The following is a 21,165-nucleotide window of genomic DNA, read 5'->3' as shown; positions in this document are numbered from 1 at the left end:
GCCGCACCGTCGTGACCGGGGCAGGGTGAGGCCCATGGACGAGCAGACGAGCACCCCGGACGGCACCTCCGACGACGCCGGCACCGAGGAGGGCACCTTCCTGGGCGGGTCCTTCGGCGGCGGGGACGAGGACGACGCGGACGCCCCGGACACGACCGCCGAGCAGCTGGAGGCACAGACGACGCCCGACGGCCCCGCCTACCTGGCCGGCGGGGCCCGACGGGACGACGCGACCGTCCCGGCCGAGGTGCAGGAGCAGGTGACCGGCACCTCCGACCCCGGCTCGATCCCCGACGACGCCTTCCCCTCCGACGTCGAGGGCACAAGCACCGAACCGGCGCCCGGGGAGCGCAACGACCCCGTCTGAGCACCGGCCCCCTACGCTGTGGGCCATGCCGGACACCCCGATCGAGGTCCACATCATCGCCGACTCGACCGGCGACACCGCCGCGCGGGTGGCCCGGGCGGCCGCAGCGCAGTACGTCGGCTACGACGTGCGGATCATCCGGCACCCCCGGCAGTCCTCCGCCGAGGGGCTGCACGACGCGTTCGCCCGGATGCACCCGGAGCGGGCCCGCACCGTGGTCTTCTCCACCGTCGTCGACGAGGGCCTGCGGCACCTCGTGGCCCAGCTGTGCACCGAACGGTCCCTACCGCACGCCGACCTGCTGGAGCCGGCCGTCGGGGCCCTGCGGGAGGCCACCGGGCAGGACCCGGAGCGGGTGGTCCGTCCCGTCGGGGTGGGCGAGGACTACTTCAAGCGGGTGCAGGCGATGGAGTTCTCCATCGCCAACGACGACGGCAACCTGTCCAACCACCTGCGTGAGGCCGACATCGTGCTGGTCGGGGTCAGCCGGTCGGGCAAGACGCCGCTGTCGATGTACCTGGGCTACCTGGGCTACAAGACCGCCAACATCCCGCTCGTGCCCGGCATCCCGGCCCCCGACCAGCTCTTCGACGTGCAGCGCTGGAAGGTGGTCGGGCTGACCATCGACCCCGAGCGCCTCGCCCAGATCCGCACCCGCCGCGTCCGCACGATGGGCAGCAGGGCGGTGCAGCGGGACGGCTACACCGAGCTGGCCCACATCTTCGACGAGCTGGACGAGGTCGCCGCGGTCCAGCGCAGCCTGGGCTGCCCCGTCATCGACACCACCAGCCTGGCCCTGGAGGAGGCCGCCGGCCGGGTGATCGAGGTCGTGCAGAAGCGTCGGGAGGCGGCTGCCGGCCGGTGAGCCGCGCGCGCTAAGGTCATACGGTGTAGACGGGGCGACGACGCACCGGGACCACGCACAGAGCGGAGCACGCCAGCATGAGCGAGAACGACCAGGTCAAGTACCTCTACGACATGTCAGAGGGCAACGCCGGGATGAAGACCCTCCTCGGCGGCAAGGGGGCCAACCTGGCCGAGATGACCCGTCTGGGCATCCCCGTCCCCGACGGTTTCACCGTCAGCACCGCCGCGTGCGTGGCGACGATGGAGAACTCCGGCGAGTGGCCCGGGCACCTGTGGGACGACACCCTGGCCGCGCTGGAGCGGCTCGAGGAGCGCACCGGGCGCCGGCTGGGAGACACCGAGAAGCCGCTGCTGCTCTCGGTCCGCTCCGGGGCCGTCGTCTCCATGCCCGGGATGATGGACACCATCCTCAACCTGGGCGTCAGCGACGAGACCGTCGACGCGCTGGGCGCCGAGGCGGACAACCCCCGCTTCGCCTGGGACTCCTACCGCCGGTTCCTCCAGATGTTCGGCGAGGTCGTCGAGGGTGTCCCGCCGCACCTCTACGAGGACGAGCTCACCGCCCTCAAGGCACGGCGCGGCGTCGAGCAGGACACCGACCTGTCCATCGAGGACCTCAAGGAGCTGGTGGCCACCTTCAAGGAGGTCTCCCGGCGCGAGCTCGGGCGGGACCTCCCCGCCGACCCGCGGGAGCAGCTGCGCAGCGCGATCGACGCGGTCTTCCGCTCCTGGGACACCCCCCGGGCACGGGTCTACCGCAAGGCCAACGACATCCCCGACGACCTGGGCACCGCCGTCAACGTCATGCAGATGGTCTTCGGCAACCGCGGCGAGACCTCGGCCACCGGCGTGTGCTTCACGCGCAACCCCTCGACCGGCGAGAAGGCGCTCTACGGGGAGTTCCTCGTCAACGCCCAGGGCGAGGACGTCGTGGCCGGGATCCGCACCCCGCGCGAGCTCTCCGAGATGGAGGCGGTGCTGCCGGAGGCGTACGGCCAGCTCATCCAGACGATGCACGACCTGGAGAGCCACTACAAGGACATGCAGGACATCGAGTTCACCGTCGAGGAGGGCACCCTCTACCTGCTGCAGACCCGCAACGGCAAGCGCACCGCGGCCGCCGCCCTCAAGGTGGCCCGCGACATGGTCGAGGAGGGCGTGCTCACCCGGGAGGAGGCCCTGCAGCGGATCGCCCCCGCCCAGCTGGACCAGCTGCTGCACCCGGCGATCGGCGCCGACCACGGCCGCACCCCGGTGACCAAGGGCCTGCCGGCCTCCCCCGGCGCAGCCGTCGGGGCGGTCGTCTTCGACGCCGACACCGCCGAGGAGCGGGGGCGCGCCGGGGAGTCCGTCGTCCTGGTCCGCTACGAGACGACGCCGGACGACATCCACGGCGTGATCCTGGCCCAGGGCGTGCTCACCGCGCACGGCGGGATGACCTCGCACGCCGCCGTGGTCGCCCGCGGCATGGGCAAGCCCTGCGTGGCCGGCGCCCAGGGGATCCGCATCAACACCGCCGAGAAGAAGCTCACCGTCGGCGACTCCACCTTCGCCGAGGGCGACGTCATCACGCTGGACGGCTCCACCGGCGAGGTCTACGGCGAGGCCCTGGAGCTGGTCCCGCCGCAGATCAACGAGGACTTCAGCGCCATCGTCAGCTGGGCCGACGACATCCGCCGCCTGGGCGTGCGCGCCAACGCCGACACCGGCGAGGACGCCGCCAAGGCCCGCGAGCTGGGCGCCGAGGGCATCGGCCTGTGCCGCACCGAGCACATGTTCATGGCCGCGGACCGCCTGCCCGCCGTCCGCCGGATGATCCTGGCCGAGGACTCCGAGGAGCGCGCCGAGGCGCTCGAGGCGATCCTGCCGATGCAGCAGGAGGACTTCGAGGCGATCTTCACCGAGATGAAGGGGCTGCCGGTGACCGTCCGGCTGCTCGACCCGCCGCTGCACGAGTTCCTGCCCGACCTCGTCGAGCAGTCCCTGCTCGTCCAGCGCCTGGAGCTCACGGGAGGCGACCAGGACGAGCTGGCCGAGGCCCGCATGCTGCTGGGCCAGGTCAAGCGCCTGCATGAGCAGAACCCCATGCTCGGCACCCGCGGCTGCCGGCTGGCCATGCTCTACCCGGAGATCCCCGAGATGCAGACCCGGGCGATCATCCGCGCGGCGCTGGCGGTCAAGGAGCGCGACGGCGACACCGCCACCGTGGAGATCATGATCCCGCTGGTCGCCTACGCCAAGGAGCTGCAGGTGCAGCGCGAGATCGTCGAGCGCACCGTCGCCGACGAGCTCCAGGCCGCCGGCATGGAGATGGAGGTGCACGTCGGGACGATGATCGAGCTGCCCCGTGCGGCGATCGTGGCAGACCAGATCGCCGAGCACGCCGACTTCTTCTCCTTCGGCACCAACGACCTGACCCAGACCGGGATCGGCATCAGCCGCGACGACGCCGAGGGCGGGTTCCTCTCGGCCTACGTCTCCGAGGAGGTCATCCCGACCAACCCGTTCGAGTCCATCGACAAGGACGGCGTCGGCGGGCTCGTGCAGATCGCCGCCGAGCGCGGCCGGTCGGCCAAGCCCGACCTCAAGCTCGGCGTCTGCGGCGAGCACGGCGGGGACCCGGCCTCCATCGACCTGTTCGAGGAGCTCGGCCTGAGCTACGTGTCGTGCTCGCCCTTCCGGGTGCCGATCGCCCGCTTCGCCGCCGCGCGGGCGGTGCTGGCCCACCGGGAGTGACCTCGACCCCCGCGCCGGGAGCCGCCGCCGGGCTCGTCCGCACCCTGGACGGGCTCGGCGGCTTCTTCGCGCTCGCCGCCGCGCCTCCCGACGGGACCGACGCCGTGCCCTGGGCGGACGTGCTCGCCGGCCCCGCCCTGCGCGCCCGCTTCGAGGTCGTCCGCACCATCCTGGCCGACGGTGCCGGGATGCCGGCCGACGGGCTCGACCCGAAGGTGGCGGTCTCGGCCGTGCAGGTGGGCCTGGCGTCCCGGCTGTGGTCGGTCGCCCTCGCCTCGGCGGTGCTGCACTCCTGGCTGCCGGACCTGTCCTCCACCTCCCTGCTGGCCAGCCCGGTCCACCGCGGGCAGGTGCCGCTCGCGGTCAGGGACCTCGCCGCGGGGTATGCCGTCGACTCCCCCGAGGAGGCCGCGCGCCGCATCGTGGGGACGGTGGTCGGCTCCTCGCTGCGGGACCTGCACGAGGCCTGCGCCCGCGAGGGGCGCACGCCGCCGCGGGTGCTCGTCAGCAACAGCACCTCGAGCCTCGTGGGCGCGTTGCGGGTGCTGTCCGCGCGACGGCCCGAGCACGCCGGCCGGGTCGCCGAGCTGGGAAACCTCCTGCTGGCCGACCCGGCCGTCCGGGCCGGCGGGGACCTGGTGCCGGCCGCGGACCTGCCGCCCGGGGTGGGCACGACGGTGCCGGGCGTGGACCCGGCCGAGCAGGCCTTCGTGCGCTCGGGCTGCTGCGTGTTCTACCACCTGCCGGAGCATGGGCTGTGCCCCGACTGCGTGCTCGCTCCGGTCCACCCGGGACGGGTCACCGAGGCGCACTGACGCTGCATACCCCCGGGGGCCGGCCGGGCGGCCTCTCAGCCGCGCGCGCGCACCCGCCCCGCCCCGGCCTCGGCGTCCCAGGTCCAGACCTCCGTCCCGTCGACCCAGGTGCGCAGCACCCGGGACTGCAGGTCCAGCGGGTCGCCGGACCACAGGACGACGTCCGCGTCCTTGCCCGCCTCGATCGAGCCGACCCGCTCGTCCACGCCCAGGACCCGGGCGGGGTTGAGGGTGACCGAGCGCAGCGCCGCGTCCCGGTCCATGCCCTCCCGGACGGCCAGGGCGACCTGGGTGATGAGGTACTCGATCGGCACCACCGGGTGGTCGGTGATGATCGAGACCGGCACGCCGGCGCGGTCGAGGATGCCGGGAGCGGCCAGCGACCGGTCGCGCACCTCGACCTTGGAGCGGCTCACGATGAGCGGCCCGTAGAGGACGGGGACCTGCCGCTCGGCCAGCACGTCGGCCAGCAGGTAGGACTCGGTGCCGTGGTCCAGCACCAGCTCGTAGCCGAACTCGTCGGCCAGCCGCAGGGCGGTGGCGATGTCGTCGGCCCGGTGGCAGTGCTGGCGCCAGGGGATCTCCCGGTCGAGCACCTTGACGAGGATCTCGCTCACCAGGTCGGTGTCGACCGGCTTGCCGTCCGAGGCGTCCCGGCGGGCGCGGTAGGAGCGGGCCGCCTCGAAGGCGGTCCGCAGCACCAGCGCGACCCCGAGCCGCGTCGAGGGCGTCTTCTTCTGCTCGCCGTAGACCCGCTTGGGGTTCTCCCCGAGCGCGGACTTCACCCCCGCCGGGTTGCGCAGGACCATCTCGTCGACGTAGCGGCCGTACGTCTTCAGCGCCACGGCCTGCCCGCCGATCGGGTTCCCCGAGCCCGGATTGACGTTGACGGTGGTGACCCCGCCCATGAGCGCGTCGTCGAAGCCCTGCTCCCGCGGGTTGATGCCGTCGATCGCGCGGGCGGCGGCCATGACCGGGTCGGTCATCTCGTTGGTGTCCTGCCCGGCCCAGCCCTCGCCCTCCTCCCACACGCCCAGGTGGACGTGCGCGTCGACCAGGCCGGGCACCAGCCAGCCGCCGGAGGCGTCGACCACCTCGGCGTCACCGGGGACGGTCACCTCCTCACGGGTGCCCACGGCCTCGATCCGACCGTCCCGCAGCAGCACGACCCCGTCGGGCACGGGGTCGGAGGCGACGGGCACGACGTGGGCGCCGACGATGGCGAGCGGGTGGTCCTGGTGCATGGGGAGGGCTCCTCCTGGGACGGGGACGGGGTCGGTGCCAGCGTACGCAGCCGGGCCCACCGTGTGAGCGACGCCTCACCCCCTCGGGTGACGAACCTCGGTCAGACCCTTGTGCGGGTCGCGATACCTCTGGGAGTATGGGGAACACTGTGCTCGACCACGGCGTTGGCACGGTCAGACGCGACGTGCGCCGGACGGCCGCGCTCGCAGGCAAGAGATACGTAGCAGTATCGTCCCTTGACCGGCGAGGCGCAGAGCCGGCCCGGGGGCGACCAGACCCGACCGACGGCACGACCAAGGAGCACCACAGATGGACTGGCGCGATCGCGCAGCCTGCCTCGACGAGGACCCCGAGCTGTTCTTCCCGATCGGCAACACCGGTCCTGCCCTGCAGCAGATCGAGGAGGCCAAGGCGGTGTGCCGGACCTGTCCGGTCATCGACACCTGCCTGAAGTGGGCCCTGGAGACCGGTCAGGACGCCGGCGTGTGGGGCGGGCTGTCCGAGGACGAGCGGCGCGCCCTCAAGCGCCGCAAGGCCCGCGCGCGCCGCGCCGGCTGACCCGCCCGCACGACCCGCCCCTCCACGACCGACCCCTCCTCAGACGGACGGGCTAGCCCTGAGCCGCACGGTGAACCGCACGACGGTCCCGTGCGGCTCCGCCGTCTCCCAGGAGATCGTGCCCCGCAGGTCGGTGATCAGCGCCTGGACGATCTGCATCCCCAGCCCGTCGGCCCCGGGCCCCGCCTGCCCGGGCGGCAGGCCGGCCCCGTTGTCGGAGACGGTGACCTCGACGACCTCCCCCGGGGCCGACACCTGGGCGCGCCGCCGGGCCTCCACCACGACGCGCGGACGGACCCCCTCCCCCGGCCCCTGCACGCCGGGAGCGTCGCGGTGCTCCTCGAAGCCGTGCTCGACCGCGTTGTGCACCAGCTCGGCCAGCACCATCGCCAGGTGGGTGGCGTCCTCGGCCAGCAACGAGCCGAAGGTGCCGCGCAGCTCGGTCGCCACGACGGTCCGGGTGGAGGCCACCTCGACGGTCGCGCGCATGATGCGCGTGGCCACCTCGTCGAAGTCGACCTGCTCGGAGAAGCCCTGGCTGAGCGTGTCGTGCACCAGCGCCACGGTCGAGAGCCGCCGGCCGGCCTCGGCCAGGGCCTCCCGGGCGGCCGGGTCGTCCAGCCGGCGGGACTGCAGCCGCAGCAGCGCCGCGACGGTCTGCAGGTTGTTCTTCACCCGGTGGTGGATCTCCCTGATGGTCGCGTCCTTGCTCAGCAGTTCCCGCTCGCGGCGCCTCAGCTCGGAGACGTCGCGCAGCAGCAGCAGGGCGCCCAGGCGGGTGCCCTCGCGGGTCAGTGGCACCGCCCGCAGGGTCAGGTTGATGCCGGACGTCTCGATCTCGGTCCCCCACGGCGCGCGCCCGGTGAGCACGAGCGGGACTGTCTCGTCGACGTGCGTGCCCTCCACCAGCCGGTCGGTGACGATGCGGGACAGGTCGGCCCCGTTGACCTGGTCGGTGTGCCCCAGCCGGCGCAGCGCCGAGACCGCGTTCGGACTGGCGTAGTCGATGAGGCCGTCGGCGGTGAGCCGGACGACCCCGTCCCCGACCCGGGGCGTGCCGCGGCCGACGCCGGTGGCGCCGCCCTCCACCGGGAAGGCGCCCTCGGCGATCATGCTGAAGAGCTGCTGGCTGATCTGGAGGTAGTTGACCTCCAGGCCGCCCTGCTGACGCATGTTCTGCAGGTCCGTGTGCCGCACCAGCACCGCGATCGTCCGTCCCCGCCGCACGACGGGGACGTACTGCTCGCGGACGTAGCCCATCTCGTCAGGCGTCACCGCACGTCCGGACGCAAGGACCTGGGTCAGCCACCGCTGCCGCTCCGGCGTCGGCGGCTGCCCGATGACGTCGTCGTGGTAGAAGTTCGGGCCGGTGGTGGGTCGGGCGTGGGCCGCCAGGAACCACGGGGACAGGTAGGGGTCGTCGTGGTCGTCGAGCTCGACCGGGATCCACAGGGTCAGGTCGGCGAAGGAGAGGTCGGCCACCATCTGCCAGTCGCCGACGAGCCGGTGCAGCCAGTCGACGTCCGCGTCCGACATCGAGGCGCGGGAGAGCGTGTCGCGCAGGGTGGGCACGCAGCAGACCCTACCGCCCGGGCCGGCGGGCACCTGCGTCCGCCGGCCCGGGAACCGTCCCGCGGGTCAGTCGGTGGCCGACCCCTGTCGCACCAGGCCGCGCAGGGTGCGCAGGGCCACCGACAGCGGCGCCAGGCTGGGCTCCTCCATGGCGCCGACGGTCCGCAGCACCTGGCTGGTGCGCACGAGGGCGTCCCGGTTCTCGATCATCCACTCCTCGACCCGCTCCACCGAGTCCGACCCCGGGGTCGTGCGTTCGGCGACGGTCCGGGCCAGCCCCCGCATGACGCCGTAGATGTCGTCCCGCATGGCCCCGCGGGCCAGCGAGGACCACCGGTCCGGCCGGGGCAGGTTGGACACGTGCGTGAGCAGGTCGTCGAGGCTGAACGCCTCGGAGACCCCGAAGTAGATCTCGGCGACCTCCCGCACGTCCCGGTCCATGTCCATCGACAGCTCGGTGACGTCCAGCAGGGAGTAGCTGTCCAGCAGCGAGGCGTAGGCCTGGGCCAGCTCCTGCGGGACGCCCCGCTTCCTGGCCCAGTCGACCCGCTCCTGCCAGCGGTCCAGCTCGGTGCCCTGCAGCAGCTCCTCCATGACCGGGACCAGCGACTGGACCGGTCCGGCGAAGTGCTCGATCTCCTGCTCCATCCGGCTGGACAGCGAGCGGTTGTTGAGGAACCAGCGCACGCCGCGGTCGATGAGCCGGCGGAACTCGAGGTAGAGCTCGGTCTGGGTGCCGGTGTCGACCTCGTTGTCCAGCTCCTCGACCTGGGCCATGAAGGTGTTCATGTCGAACACGGCCCGGACGACGTGGAAGGCGCGGGCGATCTGGGTCAGGGTGGCGCCCGTCTCGTCCACGGCCCGGTAGGCGAAGCTGACCCCGCCCCGGTTGACCATGGCGTTGGCGATCTCGTTGACCACGATCTGGCGCCGCAGGGGGTGCGCCTGCAGGCGCTCGCCGGCGACCTCCTGCAGCGGCCCCGGGAAGTAGTTCACGAGGGTCTGCGTCATCGCCGGGTCCTCCGGCAGCTCGCTGTCGTTGAGGGCGTCCTTGAGCCCGAGCTTGGCGTAGGCGACGAGCACGGAGAACTCGGGGCTGGTCAGCCCCAGGCCCTCCCGCTCGCGACGGGCCCACTCCTTGCGGTCGGGCAGGAACTCCAGCGCCGGGTCGAGCCCGGCGGTCTCGCGCAGGTAGCCGATGAGGCGCTGGTGGACGGGGGCCATCACCTCGCGCTGGCTGCGGCCGTTGCCGATGAGCACGTTCTGCTCGTAGTTGTGCCGCAGGACCTTGGCCGCGACCTCCTCGGTCATCGACTCCAGGAGCTCGTTGCGCTCCTCCATCGTCATCGCGCCGTCCGCCACGAGCGGGGTGAGGGCGATCTTGATGTTCACCTCGTGGTCCGAGCTGTCCACGCCGGCGGAGTTGTCGATGGCGTCGGTGTTGACGTGCACCCCGTGCAGGGCGGCCTCGATCCGGCCCAGCTGGCTCATCCCGAGGTTGCCGCCCTCGCCCACGACCCGCACCCGCAGGTCCCGGCCGTCCACCCGGATGGCGTCGTTGGACCGGTCCCCGATGTCGGCGTGCGTCTCGGTGGAGGCCTTGACGTAGGTGCCGATGCCGCCGTTCCACAGCAGGTCGACGGGGGCCGAGAGGATCGCCCGGAGCAGCTCGTGGGGGGTCAGGCTCGTCGTGCCCTCCGGCAGCCCGAGGCGTTCGCGCACCTGGGGGCTGACCGGGACCGACTTGGCCGACCGGGGGTGGATCCCGCCGCCCTCGCTGAGCAGGCTGGTGTCGTAGTCCGCCCAGCTGGAGCGGGGCAGCTCGAAGAGCCGCTGCCGCTCGGCGTAGGAGCGCTCCGCGTCGGGGTCGGGGTCCAGGAAGATGTGCCGGTGGTCGAAGGCCGCGACCAGCCGGATGTGCTCCGACAGCAGCATCCCGTTGCCGAAGACGTCGCCGCCCATGTCGCCGACGCCGACCACGGTGAAGTCCTCGGCCTGGGTGTCCAGCCCGAGCTCCCGGAAGTGCCGCTTGACCGACTCCCAGGCCCCCCGGGCGGTGATCCCCATCTCCTTGTGGTCGTAGCCGGCCGAGCCGCCGGAGGCGAACGCGTCGTCCAGCCAGAACCCGTAGTCGCGGGCGACCGAGTTCGCCAGGTCGGAGAAGGTCGCGGTGCCCTTGTCGGCGGCGACCACCAGGTAGGGGTCGTCGTCGTCGTAGCGCAGCACCCGGTCGGGGGCCACGACCTCCTCGCCCTGCCGGTTGTCGGTGATGTCCAGCAGCCCGGAGATGAAGGTGGTGTAGGCGGCCTTGCCCTCGGCCAGCCACGCCTCCCGGTCCACCGAGGGGTCCGGCAGCTGCTTGGCGAAGAAGGCACCCTTGGACCCGGTCGGCACGATGACGGCGTTCTTGACCATCTGGGCCTTGACCAGGCCGAGGACCTCGGTGCGGAAGTCCTCGCGGCGGTCCGACCACCGCAGCCCGCCGCGGGCGACGGCACCGAACCGCAGGTGCGAGCCCTCGACGCGGGGCGCGTAGACCCAGATCTCGAACGCCGGCCGCGGCTCCGGCAGCAGGGACAGCTCGCGCGGCAGCAGCTTGACCGAGACGCGGGCCTTGGGCTGCCCGTCCTCGTCCCGCTGGTAGAAGTTGGTGCGCACGGCCGCCCCGACGACCGACACCAGCGCCCTCAGGATGCGGTCCTGGTCGAGGCTGGAGACGTCGTCCAGCTCGCTGACGATCTCCTGGCCGAGCTCCTCGACGCGGGCCGCGCGGGCCTCCTCGTCCAGGTCGGCGTCCGGGTCGAAGCGTGCCGCGAACAGGTCGATGAGCAGCCCCGCGACCGAGGGGTTGGCCACCAGGGCCTCCTCGACGTAGTCCAGGCTGAAGGTGCCGACCTGGCGCAGGTAGCGGACCAGAGTGCGCAGGATGACCACCTGGCGCCAGTCCAGCCCCGCGGTGAGCACGAGGGAGTTCAGCTGGTCGGACTCGGCCGCGCCGCTCCATACCGCCGTGAAGGCGTCCTCGAAGGCCTCGGCGACCTCCTCCTCGGTGCGCCCGTCCCGGCCGGTCCACACGTCCTCGCCGGGGGCCCGCAGCCCGAAGTCGTAGATGTAGCTGGTCGTGATCTTGGCGCCCTCCAGCACGTAGGGCCGCTGGACGGTCACCTCCAGCCCCAGGTCCGCGAAGACCGGCAGCACGTCGGTCAGCGACATCTCCTGGGTGCGGTAGACCTTCATCCGCCGCTCCTGCGGGTCGTCGTCCTCCGCCCGGTACAGGTGCGGCCGGACCGAGGCCGAGGAGTCCGCCAGCTCGGCGAGCCGGGCGATGTCGAAGTAGGCGGCCCGCCCGTCGAAGTCCTCCTTGTAGGCCTCGGGGAAGGCGCCGGCGTAGTGGGCCACCAGGTCGCCGACGACGTTCTCGTCGTCGACGTTCTCGGTGACGGCGTCGGTCAGCGTCTCGGTCCACGTGCGGGTGGCGGCGACCAGGCGGCGCTGCAGGTCGTCGGGGTCGACCTCCGGGGCCGGCCGGTCCTTGGGCAGACGGATCATGAAGTGCAGCTGGGCCAGCGGCCCGTCGCCCACCCGGGTGGCGTAGTCGGACATCTCCCCGCCGAGGGCGTCCTCGAGCAGACGCTGCACCTTGAGCCGGTTGGCGGTGTTGTAGCGGTCGCGGGGCAGGAAGACGAGGGCGCTGACGAAGCGGCCGAACTCGTCCCGGCGCACGTAGGCCTTGGCCTCCGGCCGCTCGAGCAGGCGCAGCACGTCCTCGGAGGTCTCGCGCAGGTAGTCCTCGGGCGCCTGGAACAGCTCGTCGCGGGGGTAGCCCTCCAGCACGCCGAGCAGGTCCTTGCCGGAGTGGCTGTCGGGCGCGTAGCCGCTGGCCTCCAGGATCCGCTTGACCTTCGGTGCGGCGATGGGCAGCCGCGTCGTGGACTCGGCGTAGGCGGTCTGGGTGAACAGGCCCAGGAAGCGCTGCTCCCCCACGACCCGCCCCTGCTCGTCGAAGCGGCGGATGCCGATGTAGTCCAGCGGCACCGTCCGGTGCACGGTGGCCCGGGTGTTGGCCTTGGTGATGGTCAGCAGCCGGGGCTCGCGGGCCGTGGCGGCGGCCTCGGGCCGCAGCTCGCTCATCGTCGCCTCGGCCCCGGGACGGTCGCGCAGGATGCCCAGGCCACTGCCGGGCACCGACCGCAGGTATGCCGTGCCCTCCTCCTCGACGAGGTCGTAGGCCCGGTAGCCGAGGTAGGTGAAGTGGTGGTCGTCCAGCCAGCTGAGGAAGTCCACGGTGGGGCGGACGGTGTCCTTGTCGACGGTGCCGGGCGGGGAGATCTCCAGCTCGGCGATGATCGCCCGCGCCCGCTGGCGCATGGCCCCCCAGTCCTCGTAGGCCCGCCGCACGTCGGCCAGCACCCGGCGCAGGTCCTCCTCCAGGGAGGTCCGCTCGTCCTCCTCGGGCACGCGGTCGACCTCGACGAGGATCCACGACTCCGCCCGCTGGCCGGGACCGGCCTGCCGGTGGTCCACGTCCAGCACGGAGCCGTCCTCCTCGGCGACGACCATCTGCGGGTGGAACAGCTGGTGGACGCCCAGGCCGTGCCGGGCCACCTCGCCGAGCACGGAGTCGACGAGGAAGGGCATGTCGTCGTTGACCACCTCGACGAAGGTGTGCCGGCTGCTCCAGCCGTCGCCGTCGGCGGAGGGGTTGAACACGCGGACCGCGGCCTCGCCCGGGGTCCGGCCGGCGCTGAGGGCGGCCACGGACCGGGCCGCCGCGGCCAGCTGCTCGGGGGCCCGGGTCGCCGTGGCGTCGGGCGCGTGGTGGTAGAACCGGTCGATCAGCGTGTCGGGGGACGACATCTGCTCAAGCACTCCTTGGTCGCAGGCCAGCGCGCACGGCGATGTGCGCCACGGTCACCCTATCGCCCGCACCCGACGGGCCGCCTGGGGACGATCGCCTCGGCGCAGCCCCCCGTCGCCCTACAGTGGGCCCATGCCCCGTCGGACCCCCGGACGGTCGCCGCGCCCGGTCGACCCGGCCTCTCCCGCCCCGGGCGACGACCCGGCCGCCGGGGCGGGGCGGGTGACGACGCTGCTCGCCGTCGAGGAGCTGCAGGCCGCGGCGGCGGACCTCGGCTGGCCCGAGGCGACGGGGCTGTGCGACGGGCTCGTGGACGCGCTGGCCCACCTGCTCGTCGACGTGGCCGACGGTGCTCCACGACCCTCGCCGCGGCCGACGGTGCTGGGGGCGATCGGAGGGCCGGCCCGCCCGGTCGACCACGCCTCCTGCCGGGCCGCGGCCGCCGCGCTGCGCCGGGCGGCCCCCGCCTTCGCCGACGGACCCGCGTGGGCCGACGGCGCCGGGGCCGTGTGCGCCGACCTGGCGAGCCTGCTCGACCAGGTGGCCGACCTGGACCGCGGCGGGCGGCTCACCCTCGCCCACAAGGGCGTGGTGCTGCGGCGGATGCACGTGCTGCAGCGTCGGCTGCACGGACTAGGTTGAGCGGTATGAGGATCACCGAGACCGTCGTGCACCCCGCCGACCCCCGTCGCACCTTCGAGATGCTCTGCGACCGCGGCTACCAGGACCTGCGGGCCGAGCGCTCCGGCGCGCTGGACCAGACGGTGACCGTGGAGCAGGAGGACGGGGCGACCGTGGTCACGACCCGGCGCCACCTGCCCACCGGCGACCTGCCGGAGATGGTCCGCCCGTTCGTGGGCCCCCAGCTGCTCGTCGTGGAGACGGTGCGCTGGGGCGACGCCGACCCGGACGGCGAGCGGGAGGGCGCGATGTCCCTGGAGATGCCGGGCCTGCCGGTCCAGTTCATCGGCGGGGTCCACCTGCGCCGCGGCACGGACGAGGGCACCACCGACCACGTCGTCGACGGCGACCTGGAGGCCAACGTGCCCTTCCTCGGTCGACGGATCGAGGCGGCCGTCGCCCCCCAGATCAGCGACGTCGTGCGGCTGGAGGAGCGGATCGCCCGCGAGTGGCTGGCCGACCACCCCGGCTGAGGATCACCCCATGTGGGGGTAGCGGTAGTCGGTCGGGGGCGCGAACGTCTCCTTGATCACCCGGGTGCTGATCCAGCGCTGCAGGTTGGCCTTGGACCCGGCCTTGTCGTTGGTGCCCGACCCGCGGGCCCCGCCGAAGGGCTGCTGGCCGACGACGGCGCCCGTGGGCTTGTCGTTGACGTAGAAGTTGCCGGCGGCGAAGCGCAGTCGCTGGGTCACCTCGGCGATCGCGGCCCGGTCCTGGGCGATGACCCCGCCGGTGAGGGCGTACTCGGCCACCGACTCCATCTGGGTGAGCATGGCGTCCCAGTCCTCGTCCCGGTAGACGTGGACCGCCAGGATGGGGCCGAAGTACTCGGTGGTAAGCATCTCGTGCTCGGGGTCGCTGACGAGCGCGATCGTGGGCCGCACGAAGTAGCCGACCTCGTCGTCGCAGGTGCCGCCGGCGACCACCTCGACCCGGTCGTCGGCGTGCGCCATGTCAAGCACCTTCTTGTGCTTGGCGAAGGCGCGGTCGTCGATGACGGCGCCCATGAAGTTGGACAGGTCGCGCACGTCGCCCACGGGCAGCGCCTCGGTGGTGGCGACCAGGTCGTCGCGCAGCCGCTCCCAGACCGAGGCGGGGACGTAGGCGCGGGAGGCGGCCGAGCACTTCTGGCCCTGGTACTCGAAGGCACCGCGCACGAGGGCGGTCCGCAGGACGTCGACGTCGGCGCTGGGGTGGGCCACGACGAAGTCCTTGCCCCCGGTCTCCCCGACGATGCGCGGGTAGGACCGGTAGGTGGACAGGTTGTCGCCGACCTGCTTCCAGAGGCTGTTGAAGACCGTGGTGGAGCCGGTGAAGTGGATGCCGGCCAGGTCGCGGTGGTTCAGCAGGACCTCGGAGATCGCCGGGCCGCGGCCGGTCACCATGTTGACCACCCCGTCGGGCAGGCCGGCGGCCTGGAACAGCCGCATCAGCTCGGTGGCCGCCCGGGTCTGGGTGGTCGCCGGCTTCCAGACCACGGTGTTGCCCATCAGGGCCGGCGCGGTGGGCAGGTTGCCGGCGATGGCGGTGAAGTTGAACGGGGTGACCGCGTAGACGAAGCCCTCCAGCGGCCGCTGGTCGATCCGGTTCCAGGTCCCCGGCGAGCTGGTGACCGGCTGCTCGGCCAGCAGCTGACGGGCGAAGTGCACGTTGAACCGCAGGAAGTCGGCCAGCTCGCAGGCCGAGTCGATCTCGGCCTGGTGCACGGTCTTGCTCTGGCCGAGCATGGTGGCGGCGTTGACCCGCGCCCGCCACGGCCCGGAGAGCAGGTCGGCCGCCTTGAGCATGACCGAGGCACGGTCCTCGAAGGACAGCTCGCGCCACGGCACGGCCGCGGCGAGCGCGGCGTCCACGGCGGCGGCGGCGTCGGCCCCGGTCCCGTCGTGCAGGGTGCCCAGCACCTCGGCGTGCGCGTGCGGCTGGACCACGTCGACGGCCTCGCCGTCGCCGACGACCTCCTGGCCACCGATGACGTGGGGCAGGTCGATGGGCGTGCTGGCCATCCTGGCCAGCTCGACCTCCAGCTCGGCCCGCTCGGGGCTGCCGGGGGCGTAGGTCCGCACCGGCTCGTTGACCGGGTCGGGGACGTTGATGATGGCATCCATGTCGGCTGTCCTCGTTCTCGTCGGTGGGCCCGTCGGCGTCCTCGTGGACGCCCGTGGCCCGGGACTGGGTCGGCCGCGGGTCAGCCCGCGCCGGGCTGGTCGGGCCGGTCGGGCTGGTCGGGCCGGTCCGGGGCTGCCGGGCAGGCCCGGGCCAGGTCGAGGACGTGGGCGATCTCGGTCGTGTCGTACCAGGACAGCTCCAGCTCCTCGTCCTGGCCGTCGAGCGCCTGCCGGTCGCCGGTGACGACGTCGTCGCCCACGTGCAGCGCGGCCACCCGGGGAAGGTCGACGTCGCCCACCTGGACGCGGGCACCCTCGGGCCGGGAGGCGTCCACCTGGTCGGCCGTCAGGTCGACGGCCGCCAGCACGACGGGGGCGCCCTGGGCGCGCAGGGCCTGCGCCGCCTCCTGGAGGGCGGCGTACTCCCACTCCTCCTGGTCGCCCGCGGCCCGCTCCTCCCGGACCGGGCCGGTCACGGCATACCCCGGTCGTGGACCGTCGAGCCGGCGCTCGGTCTGCAGGCGGGCCAGCTCGTCGGCGCTGAGCGGGACGTAGCAACGCACCGTCACCATGCGATCTCCCTTCCGTGCGCGACGTCGTGCACGCTCCCATCGTGTCAGACGCGCACGCCCGGCGCCGACCGCGGTCAGGCGGGGGCGAGCCGCCGGCTCAGCCAGCCCCGGGAGCGGCCGGCAGCCCGCTCGCGACGGCTCTGCGGCTCCCGCCCGGCCACCGCGTCGGCCAGCCCGAGGAGCGCCGTCCGGGCCGCGCTGCGGGGTCGCACCTCCGCCAGGAGCCGGCCGTGGAGGAGGGCGGCGTCCAGGGCGTCCTGGTCCTCGGGGACGAGGTGCACCGGGCCGGTGCCCGCGAACCGCGTCAGGGTCTCCTGGATGCGGCGTCCCGGGTCGGGACCGACCGGGCCGGGCCGCACCCGGGTGACGACGACAGAGCGGGGCGCGACGGTGTGCCCGGCCAGCTCGTCCAGGCCCCGGACCAGGCGTTGGAGCCCGACGGGGTCGGCCGTCCCGACGACCACGACCCGGTCCGCCGCTTCGAGGGCCGTCAGCGCCGCCCCGTTGCGCCGGGGCGCGAGGGTGTCGAAGGAGAGCTCCTCGTCCTGCTCCAGGGGCGGGGCGACGTCCACGACGGTCCAGCGGGCCAGCCGGCGGCACTGCGCGAGGACGTCGGCGAGGGCCACGTCGCGCAGCTCGGGCCACCGGTCGGCCCGGGGCAGGCCGGTGAGCAGGCGCAGGCCGGGTCGGACCTCGGGGGCCAGCCGTGCCAGGGTCTCGCGGTCGAGCTGCCCCTGGTCGGCGGCCCGGGCGGCGGCGGCCACGCCCGGCACCTCGTCGAGGACCGCGAGCAGCTGGGCCTGGCTCGCCCCGTAGGTGTCGGCGTCGACCAGGACCGCCGGCTGCAGGGGGTCGGCCAGCTCGGCGGCCAGGTTGGCGGCGACGGTGGATCGACCGCTGCTGCCGACCGGTCCCCAGACCACCACGACCTCCCCCTCGTCCGGCCCGGTCCTCTCCTTCGGCCCGGCCCCCTCGTCCGCCCCCGGCCCGTCGGCCCCGTCGCCGTCGTCCAGGTCGCCGTCCGCAACCGGCCGGTCCATGGCCCAGCCGTCCTCGTGGCCGGCCGGGCGGGCCGCGTCGTCGGACCCCGCGACGACGGACCCCGCGTCGTCGGGGCCCTCCTCCCGGGGCCGCCCCCCACGGAGCGCAGGCGTGGGCCGCGCCGGGGGCGGGTCACCCTCCGGGGTCGACTCGCCCACGCCGGCGTCGGCGCTGCCGGCCGCAGGTATGGCGGGCGACCTGCCCTGCCCGGGCGTCCGGGTGGCAGCGGGGCCGGGAGGGTCTAGCAGCGCGACGAGGGCCCCGTCCAGCGCGGCGGTGTCGGCGTCCGCGTGGACCGTGACCGCCACGCCCCAGCGGCGCAGGAGCCGTTCGGCCGCCTCGTCGTCGGGCGGGTGCACCCCGAGGACGAGGACGTCCTGGTCCTCGAGGGCGTCCACGACCGAGCGGTCCAGCCCGCGCAGGTCGCTGGAGACCACCGCGACCCGCCCGACCCCCGCCGCCACGACACCCAGCAGCTCGGCGACGTCGGCGCACCGGCGGACCACGCGGACCCGCGACGACCGCGACAGGGTCCCCGCCAGGCCCACCTCCCACCGCGGGGCGACCGCCGTGACCAGCGGCTGGGTCATCGGCCCTGCTCCGAGCCTGCCCGGGGCGCAGGGACCAGCGTGGTGCGGGAGCCCTGGTCGACCGCGGCGATGAGGTCCCCCACCCGGTCGGCCGGGACCACGACCTGCACGGCCGTGCGGCCCACGCCCGCCCCCAGGCCCGAGCTGGCCGCCGGGACGTGGTCCACCACGGCGCCGGCGAGCAGCCGTTCAGGGTCCAGGTAGGCCTCCCCGAGGGCGTCGGGGTCGCGTCGGCTGACCCAGACGTCCACGACGGTCCCCGCCTCCAGCGTGCGGGCCGCGGACACGTCGACCGGCACGCTGACCGTCTTGTCCAGCGCCTCCCGTGCCGTCCCCAGGGCCGCCGCGGGCACGAGCTCACCGGCCCGGACCTGCCGGAGCAGGTGGGTCCCCGGCTGCAACGGGGCCGAGCCGTCGACGTAGCGGGCGATGTACTCCTCCATCCGCACCGGCACCGCCACCACGTCCCCCTCCCCCACGGGCTGGCCGGGCAGCAGGTCCCGGGTGGCGGCATACACCGGGGTGGTGTCGTCGAGGGAGGCGACGAGCCGGATCCCGCCGGCGACGGAGAGCAGCACGAGCAGGACCCCGACCACGAGGCGCACGTCCCGCCAGCCGGGCCGCTCCAGCCGACGGACCGGACGCGGTGCGGCAGCGTCGTCGGCCGAGGTGGTCGTGGGCATGACAGGCTCCCCCTTCTGCGGTGTGCTCGGCGGCGGCCCGACGGTACCCGGCCCGGGGGCGCGGCAGCCATTGTTGTCCACAGGCCGGTCAAGGGTGGGCCAACGGACCGTAAAATCTCGGTCAAGACCGACGAAAGGACCCCTCGTGGCCGGCCCCCGCTTCCTGACCCTCACCGACGTGGCGGAGACGCTCAACGTCTCGTTGTCGCAGGTCAAGGCGCTGGTCCGTTCCGGCGAGCTCCCGGGCATCAAGCTCGGCGGACGTGGGGTGTGGCGCGTGGAGAACACCGAGCTGGAGGCCTACATCCAGCGCATGTACGACCAGACCAGGGACGCCATCCGGCAGGGCACGGTGGACCAGCCCTGAGCGGGCCTCGTCAGAGGCGCCGGACCAGGGCGACGGCGGCGTAGGGCAGGCTCAGGACGCCACGGGTGCTCCCCGGCCGTCGGGGCTCGTCGTCGGCGTGCCTGGTCAGGTCGCAGTGGTCGGCCAGGACCCGGTCGAGGGTGCCGGTCACGTGGTCCCCGTCCACGTCGTGCACCCGCACGACCGCCCGGTCGCGGCTCACCGCCCGCAGGGCGTGCCGCAGCCCGAACCGTCGGCTACCCACCGACTCCCCGTCGTCCGCCCGCCGCGTGAGCCCCTCGACCGCCGTGAGGGCCGCGGCGGGCACGATGAGCTCCCGGGACGGGGCCCCCTGCCCACCACCCTGCTCGAGGAGCAGCCAGTCGGTGCCGACGTCGCGCAGCACGGCCTCCAGCCAGCCGTAGCCCCGCACGCGGACGCGGAGCGGCCCGTCGAGCGCGGCGGCGAGGCGGTCGGCCAGTCGCACGGTGCCACGCTCGGACCGGGTGTGCTCGGCCACCTCGGCGGCCCGCTCCTGCCGCTCGAGCAGCTCCAGCTGGGCGCCGAGGTCCTCGAAGAGGTCGTCCCACCGCATGACGGCATCGTGCCAGCCGCACCGGACGGGCGACCACGCCCCGTCCACAGTCCGCGCCGACCCCCGTTGCCGCACGACTCTGACTGCCCTATCGTGCTGCATCACGACACAAACGGACACAAACGAACGCATTCAGGAGGAACAGATGGGGACACGGGAACGGGCCGCTGCCCTGGGATCCGGGGTCACGGTGGCGTCGGGCGGGCTGACGGTCTGGCTCGTGCGGAGCACCCTCGGGCAGTGGCCGGGACTCGGGCAGGTGCCGCTCGACGGGGCCGTCGGCTTCCTCAGCACCGCCGTCGCGGCCGGGGTCGCCACCTGGCTGACGGTGGTCGTGGCCGCGGCCACGCTTCCGCTGCTGGGACCCCGGGGAAGGGTCCCCACCGACGGCGCGGCCCGTCAGCGCGCCTGCGGGGCGGCACCCTCCGTCACGGCCGGGGCGGCCGGCCGGGTGACCGCCGCCCTGCTGGCCGCGGCCGCCCTCGGTGCGGGACCGACGGCAGCCCACGCGGACGTCGGTCCTACTGACGGCACGCAGGTGGTGGCACACCTGTCCCCCGGCGTCGACGGGGCCTCCTCGGACGGTGCACCGCGACCATCGACGCCGCAGGGATCACCCGTCCTCCCCGACGGGACGTCGGTGCCCGTGCCGGGGTGGACCCCGACCGCGGACGCCCCAGGCCGCTCACGCACGGCGCAGGCCACGGCGACGTCGGCCGCCCTGGTCACCACGGGCGGTGCCGGTGCGGCGGACGGGTCCTCCGAGGAGGCCGACCACGTGGTGGTCCACCGGGGTGACAGCCTGTGGTCCATCGCCGCCCGGCACCTCGGCGAGCAGGCGACGGACGCCGACGTGGCCGACGCCTGGCCCCGCTGGTACGCCGCGAACCGGGAGCTGATCGGGGAGGATCCCGATCTTCTCCTGCCGGGCCAGGTGCTGGTCGTCCCGACGGGGGCGGACCGGTGAGCGGCTCGGCGGCGCGGTCCCTGTCGCCCGCGGCGGGACGGACGGAGGCGCCCAGGGTGCTGCGCGTGCTGCCCGCCCCGGTGGTGGAGCCGCCCGCGGACGGGCAGGACTGGAACGATCCCCCCGAGCCGGCCTCGGCGCCGCGGTACGTCCAGGGACGGCTCGCGGTCGACCTGCGCCACCGGCACGACGACAGCTTCTTCGGCCCCCAGGCCACCTCCACCCCCGACCTGCCCGAGGCCGGGCCGTGGGCGCTGCGGATGATCCGGGCGGTGCTGGAGGCCTACGAGGGCAGCCGGTCCCCCGACCAGCTCAGCCGATGGGTCGTCCCGGAGATCCGGGAACGTGCCCAGCGCCGCGGGCTCCTCGCCCGGCGGCGGGGCCGGCGGACCGGTCGCCCCCCGGTGGTGCGCACCATGCTGACCAGCTTCCCCGCCGACGGCGTCTGCGAGGTCTCGGCGGTCGTGCAGGCCGACGGGCGGGTCCGCGCCCTGGCGATGCGGATGAGCGGGGTCGACGGGCGCTGGCTGATCACCGCCTGGGAGCTCGGCTGAACCGGGTGTCCCG

Annotated in this window: 18 protein-coding genes; 10 read left to right on the top strand and 8 right to left on the bottom strand. The window is 73.9% G+C overall.

The annotated features are described in order from the left end of the window. Positions 1-34: 34 nt before the first annotated feature. From FJR00_RS07825 to FJR00_RS07810, 4 genes are all read left to right on the top strand, one after another. Complete coding sequence (locus tag FJR00_RS07825; RefSeq protein WP_141338205.1) at positions 35-367, top strand: hypothetical protein; 333 nt, start codon at positions 35-37, stop codon at positions 365-367. A 25-nt stretch (positions 368-392) separates the two neighbouring features. Continuing rightward, positions 393-1,232, top strand: coding sequence for a pyruvate, water dikinase regulatory protein (locus FJR00_RS07820; RefSeq protein ID WP_141338204.1), 840 nt, complete (start codon positions 393-395; stop codon positions 1,230-1,232). A 77-nt stretch (positions 1,233-1,309) separates the two neighbouring features. After that, complete coding sequence (gene ppdK / locus FJR00_RS07815) at positions 1,310-3,970, top strand: pyruvate, phosphate dikinase (RefSeq protein ID WP_141338203.1); 2,661 nt, start codon at positions 1,310-1,312, stop codon at positions 3,968-3,970. Further along, the gene (locus FJR00_RS07810; protein ID WP_141338202.1) at positions 3,967-4,785 is read left to right on the top strand and encodes a (2Fe-2S)-binding protein; all 819 of its coding nucleotides are present in this window, start codon (positions 3,967-3,969) and stop codon (positions 4,783-4,785) included. The genes ppdK and FJR00_RS07810 overlap by 4 nt, the downstream gene beginning before the upstream one ends. A 35-nt stretch (positions 4,786-4,820) precedes the next feature. On the opposite strand, the gene FJR00_RS07805 is transcribed toward FJR00_RS07810, so the two are convergent. Then, entirely contained in the window at positions 4,821-6,029 is a 1,209-nt protein-coding gene (locus FJR00_RS07805; protein ID WP_141338201.1) for an amidohydrolase, read from the bottom strand. Between the two features lie 310 nt (positions 6,030-6,339). Between FJR00_RS07805 and FJR00_RS07800 the strand changes: the two genes are divergently transcribed. Then, positions 6,340-6,588 carry a WhiB family transcriptional regulator gene (locus tag FJR00_RS07800; RefSeq protein WP_075958809.1) on the top strand — a complete coding sequence of 83 codons (249 nt, stop codon included), beginning with the start codon at positions 6,340-6,342 and terminating at the stop codon, positions 6,586-6,588. A 39-nt stretch (positions 6,589-6,627) separates the two neighbouring features. Here FJR00_RS07800 and FJR00_RS07795 read toward each other — a convergent pair whose 3' ends face one another. Both FJR00_RS07795 and FJR00_RS07790 read right to left on the bottom strand, forming a co-directional pair. Continuing rightward, a complete protein-coding gene (locus FJR00_RS07795) occupies positions 6,628-8,160 on the bottom strand; it encodes a sensor histidine kinase (RefSeq protein WP_238330383.1) in 1,533 nt (510 codons plus the stop codon). A 66-nt stretch (positions 8,161-8,226) separates the two neighbouring features. Beyond that, a complete protein-coding gene (locus tag FJR00_RS07790; protein WP_141338200.1) occupies positions 8,227-13,017 on the bottom strand; it encodes an NAD-glutamate dehydrogenase in 4,791 nt (1,596 codons plus the stop codon). Between the two features lie 133 nt (positions 13,018-13,150). Here FJR00_RS07790 and FJR00_RS07785 point away from each other — a divergent pair, with 133 nt between their 5' ends. Then, a complete protein-coding gene (locus FJR00_RS07785) occupies positions 13,151-13,660 on the top strand; it encodes a hypothetical protein (protein ID WP_141338199.1) in 510 nt (169 codons plus the stop codon). 5 nt (positions 13,661-13,665) lie between these two features. Continuing rightward, entirely contained in the window at positions 13,666-14,172 is a 507-nt protein-coding gene (locus tag FJR00_RS07780) for a DUF2505 domain-containing protein (protein ID WP_075958805.1), read from the top strand. A 3-nt stretch (positions 14,173-14,175) separates the two neighbouring features. Here the strand turns inward: FJR00_RS07780 and pruA are convergent, their stop codons facing one another. The 4 genes from pruA to FJR00_RS07760 form a co-directional block, all read right to left on the bottom strand. Then, positions 14,176-15,804, bottom strand: a complete 1,629-nt coding sequence (gene pruA / locus FJR00_RS07775) for an L-glutamate gamma-semialdehyde dehydrogenase (RefSeq protein WP_141338198.1) — start codon at positions 15,802-15,804, stop codon at positions 14,176-14,178. 80 nt (positions 15,805-15,884) lie between these two features. Further along, positions 15,885-16,376, bottom strand: a complete 492-nt coding sequence (locus tag FJR00_RS07770; protein WP_141338197.1) for a DUF6912 family protein — start codon at positions 16,374-16,376, stop codon at positions 15,885-15,887. Positions 16,377-16,450: 74 nt separating this feature from the next. After that, positions 16,451-18,007: a CpaE/TadZ family protein gene (locus tag FJR00_RS07765; RefSeq protein ID WP_141338196.1), complete on the bottom strand. Its 1,557-nt coding sequence runs from the start codon at positions 18,005-18,007 to the stop codon at positions 16,451-16,453. Next, positions 18,004-18,690, bottom strand: a complete 687-nt coding sequence (locus tag FJR00_RS07760) for a CpaB family protein (protein WP_141338195.1) — start codon at positions 18,688-18,690, stop codon at positions 18,004-18,006. The genes FJR00_RS07765 and FJR00_RS07760 overlap by 4 nt, the downstream gene beginning before the upstream one ends. 145 nt (positions 18,691-18,835) lie before the next feature. Here FJR00_RS07760 and FJR00_RS15965 point away from each other — a divergent pair, with 145 nt between their 5' ends. Then, the gene (locus FJR00_RS15965) at positions 18,836-19,057 is read left to right on the top strand and encodes a helix-turn-helix domain-containing protein (RefSeq protein WP_202876620.1); all 222 of its coding nucleotides are present in this window, start codon (positions 18,836-18,838) and stop codon (positions 19,055-19,057) included. 10 nt (positions 19,058-19,067) lie between these two features. Here the strand turns inward: FJR00_RS15965 and FJR00_RS07750 are convergent, their stop codons facing one another. Further along, positions 19,068-19,631 carry a hypothetical protein gene (locus tag FJR00_RS07750; protein WP_141338193.1) on the bottom strand — a complete coding sequence of 188 codons (564 nt, stop codon included), beginning with the start codon at positions 19,629-19,631 and terminating at the stop codon, positions 19,068-19,070. Positions 19,632-19,776: 145 nt separating this feature from the next. On the opposite strand from FJR00_RS07750, the gene FJR00_RS15960 reads away from it, so the two are divergent. Continuing rightward, positions 19,777-20,598, top strand: coding sequence for a LysM peptidoglycan-binding domain-containing protein (locus FJR00_RS15960; RefSeq protein WP_202876619.1), 822 nt, complete (start codon positions 19,777-19,779; stop codon positions 20,596-20,598). A gap of 65 nt (positions 20,599-20,663) precedes the next feature. Continuing rightward, positions 20,664-21,152, top strand: a complete 489-nt coding sequence (locus tag FJR00_RS07740; RefSeq protein WP_181409543.1) for an Rv3235 family protein — start codon at positions 20,664-20,666, stop codon at positions 21,150-21,152. Positions 21,153-21,165 lie beyond the last annotated feature (13 nt).

Origin of the sequence: Ornithinimicrobium kibberense (assembly GCF_006519705.1) — a bacterium.
Classification (GTDB): Bacteria; Actinomycetota; Actinomycetes; order Actinomycetales; family Dermatophilaceae; genus Ornithinicoccus; species Ornithinicoccus kibberensis.
Note: the sequence above shows the minus strand (reverse complement) of the source record. Positions and strands in the feature narration are given on the sequence as shown.

Bases quoted from the DNA above. Each gene is read 5' to 3' on its own strand.
- FJR00_RS07805 (WP_141338201.1), bottom strand. From the start codon at position 6,029: ATGCACCAGGACCACCCGCTCGCCATCGTCGGCGCCCACGTCGTGCCC.
- pruA (WP_141338198.1), bottom strand. From the start codon at position 15,804: ATGGATGCCATCATCAACGTCCCCGACCCGGTCAACGAGCCGGTGCGG.
- FJR00_RS07770 (WP_141338197.1), bottom strand. From the start codon at position 16,376: ATGGTGACGGTGCGTTGCTACGTCCCGCTCAGCGCCGACGAGCTGGCC.
- FJR00_RS07800 (WP_075958809.1), top strand. From the start codon at position 6,340: ATGGACTGGCGCGATCGCGCAGCCTGCCTCGACGAGGACCCCGAGCTG.
- FJR00_RS07765 (WP_141338196.1), bottom strand. From the start codon at position 18,007: ATGACCCAGCCGCTGGTCACGGCGGTCGCCCCGCGGTGGGAGGTGGGC.
- ppdK (WP_141338203.1), top strand. From the start codon at position 1,310: ATGAGCGAGAACGACCAGGTCAAGTACCTCTACGACATGTCAGAGGGC.
- FJR00_RS07760 (WP_141338195.1), bottom strand. From the start codon at position 18,690: ATGCCCACGACCACCTCGGCCGACGACGCTGCCGCACCGCGTCCGGTC.
- FJR00_RS15960 (WP_202876619.1), top strand. From the start codon at position 19,777: ATGGGGACACGGGAACGGGCCGCTGCCCTGGGATCCGGGGTCACGGTG.
- FJR00_RS07750 (WP_141338193.1), bottom strand. From the start codon at position 19,631: ATGCGGTGGGACGACCTCTTCGAGGACCTCGGCGCCCAGCTGGAGCTG.
- FJR00_RS07790 (WP_141338200.1), bottom strand. From the start codon at position 13,017: ATGTCGTCCCCCGACACGCTGATCGACCGGTTCTACCACCACGCGCCC.
- FJR00_RS07785 (WP_141338199.1), top strand. From the start codon at position 13,151: ATGCCCCGTCGGACCCCCGGACGGTCGCCGCGCCCGGTCGACCCGGCC.
- FJR00_RS07820 (WP_141338204.1), top strand. From the start codon at position 393: ATGCCGGACACCCCGATCGAGGTCCACATCATCGCCGACTCGACCGGC.
- FJR00_RS07825 (WP_141338205.1), top strand. From the start codon at position 35: ATGGACGAGCAGACGAGCACCCCGGACGGCACCTCCGACGACGCCGGC.
- FJR00_RS07780 (WP_075958805.1), top strand. From the start codon at position 13,666: ATGAGGATCACCGAGACCGTCGTGCACCCCGCCGACCCCCGTCGCACC.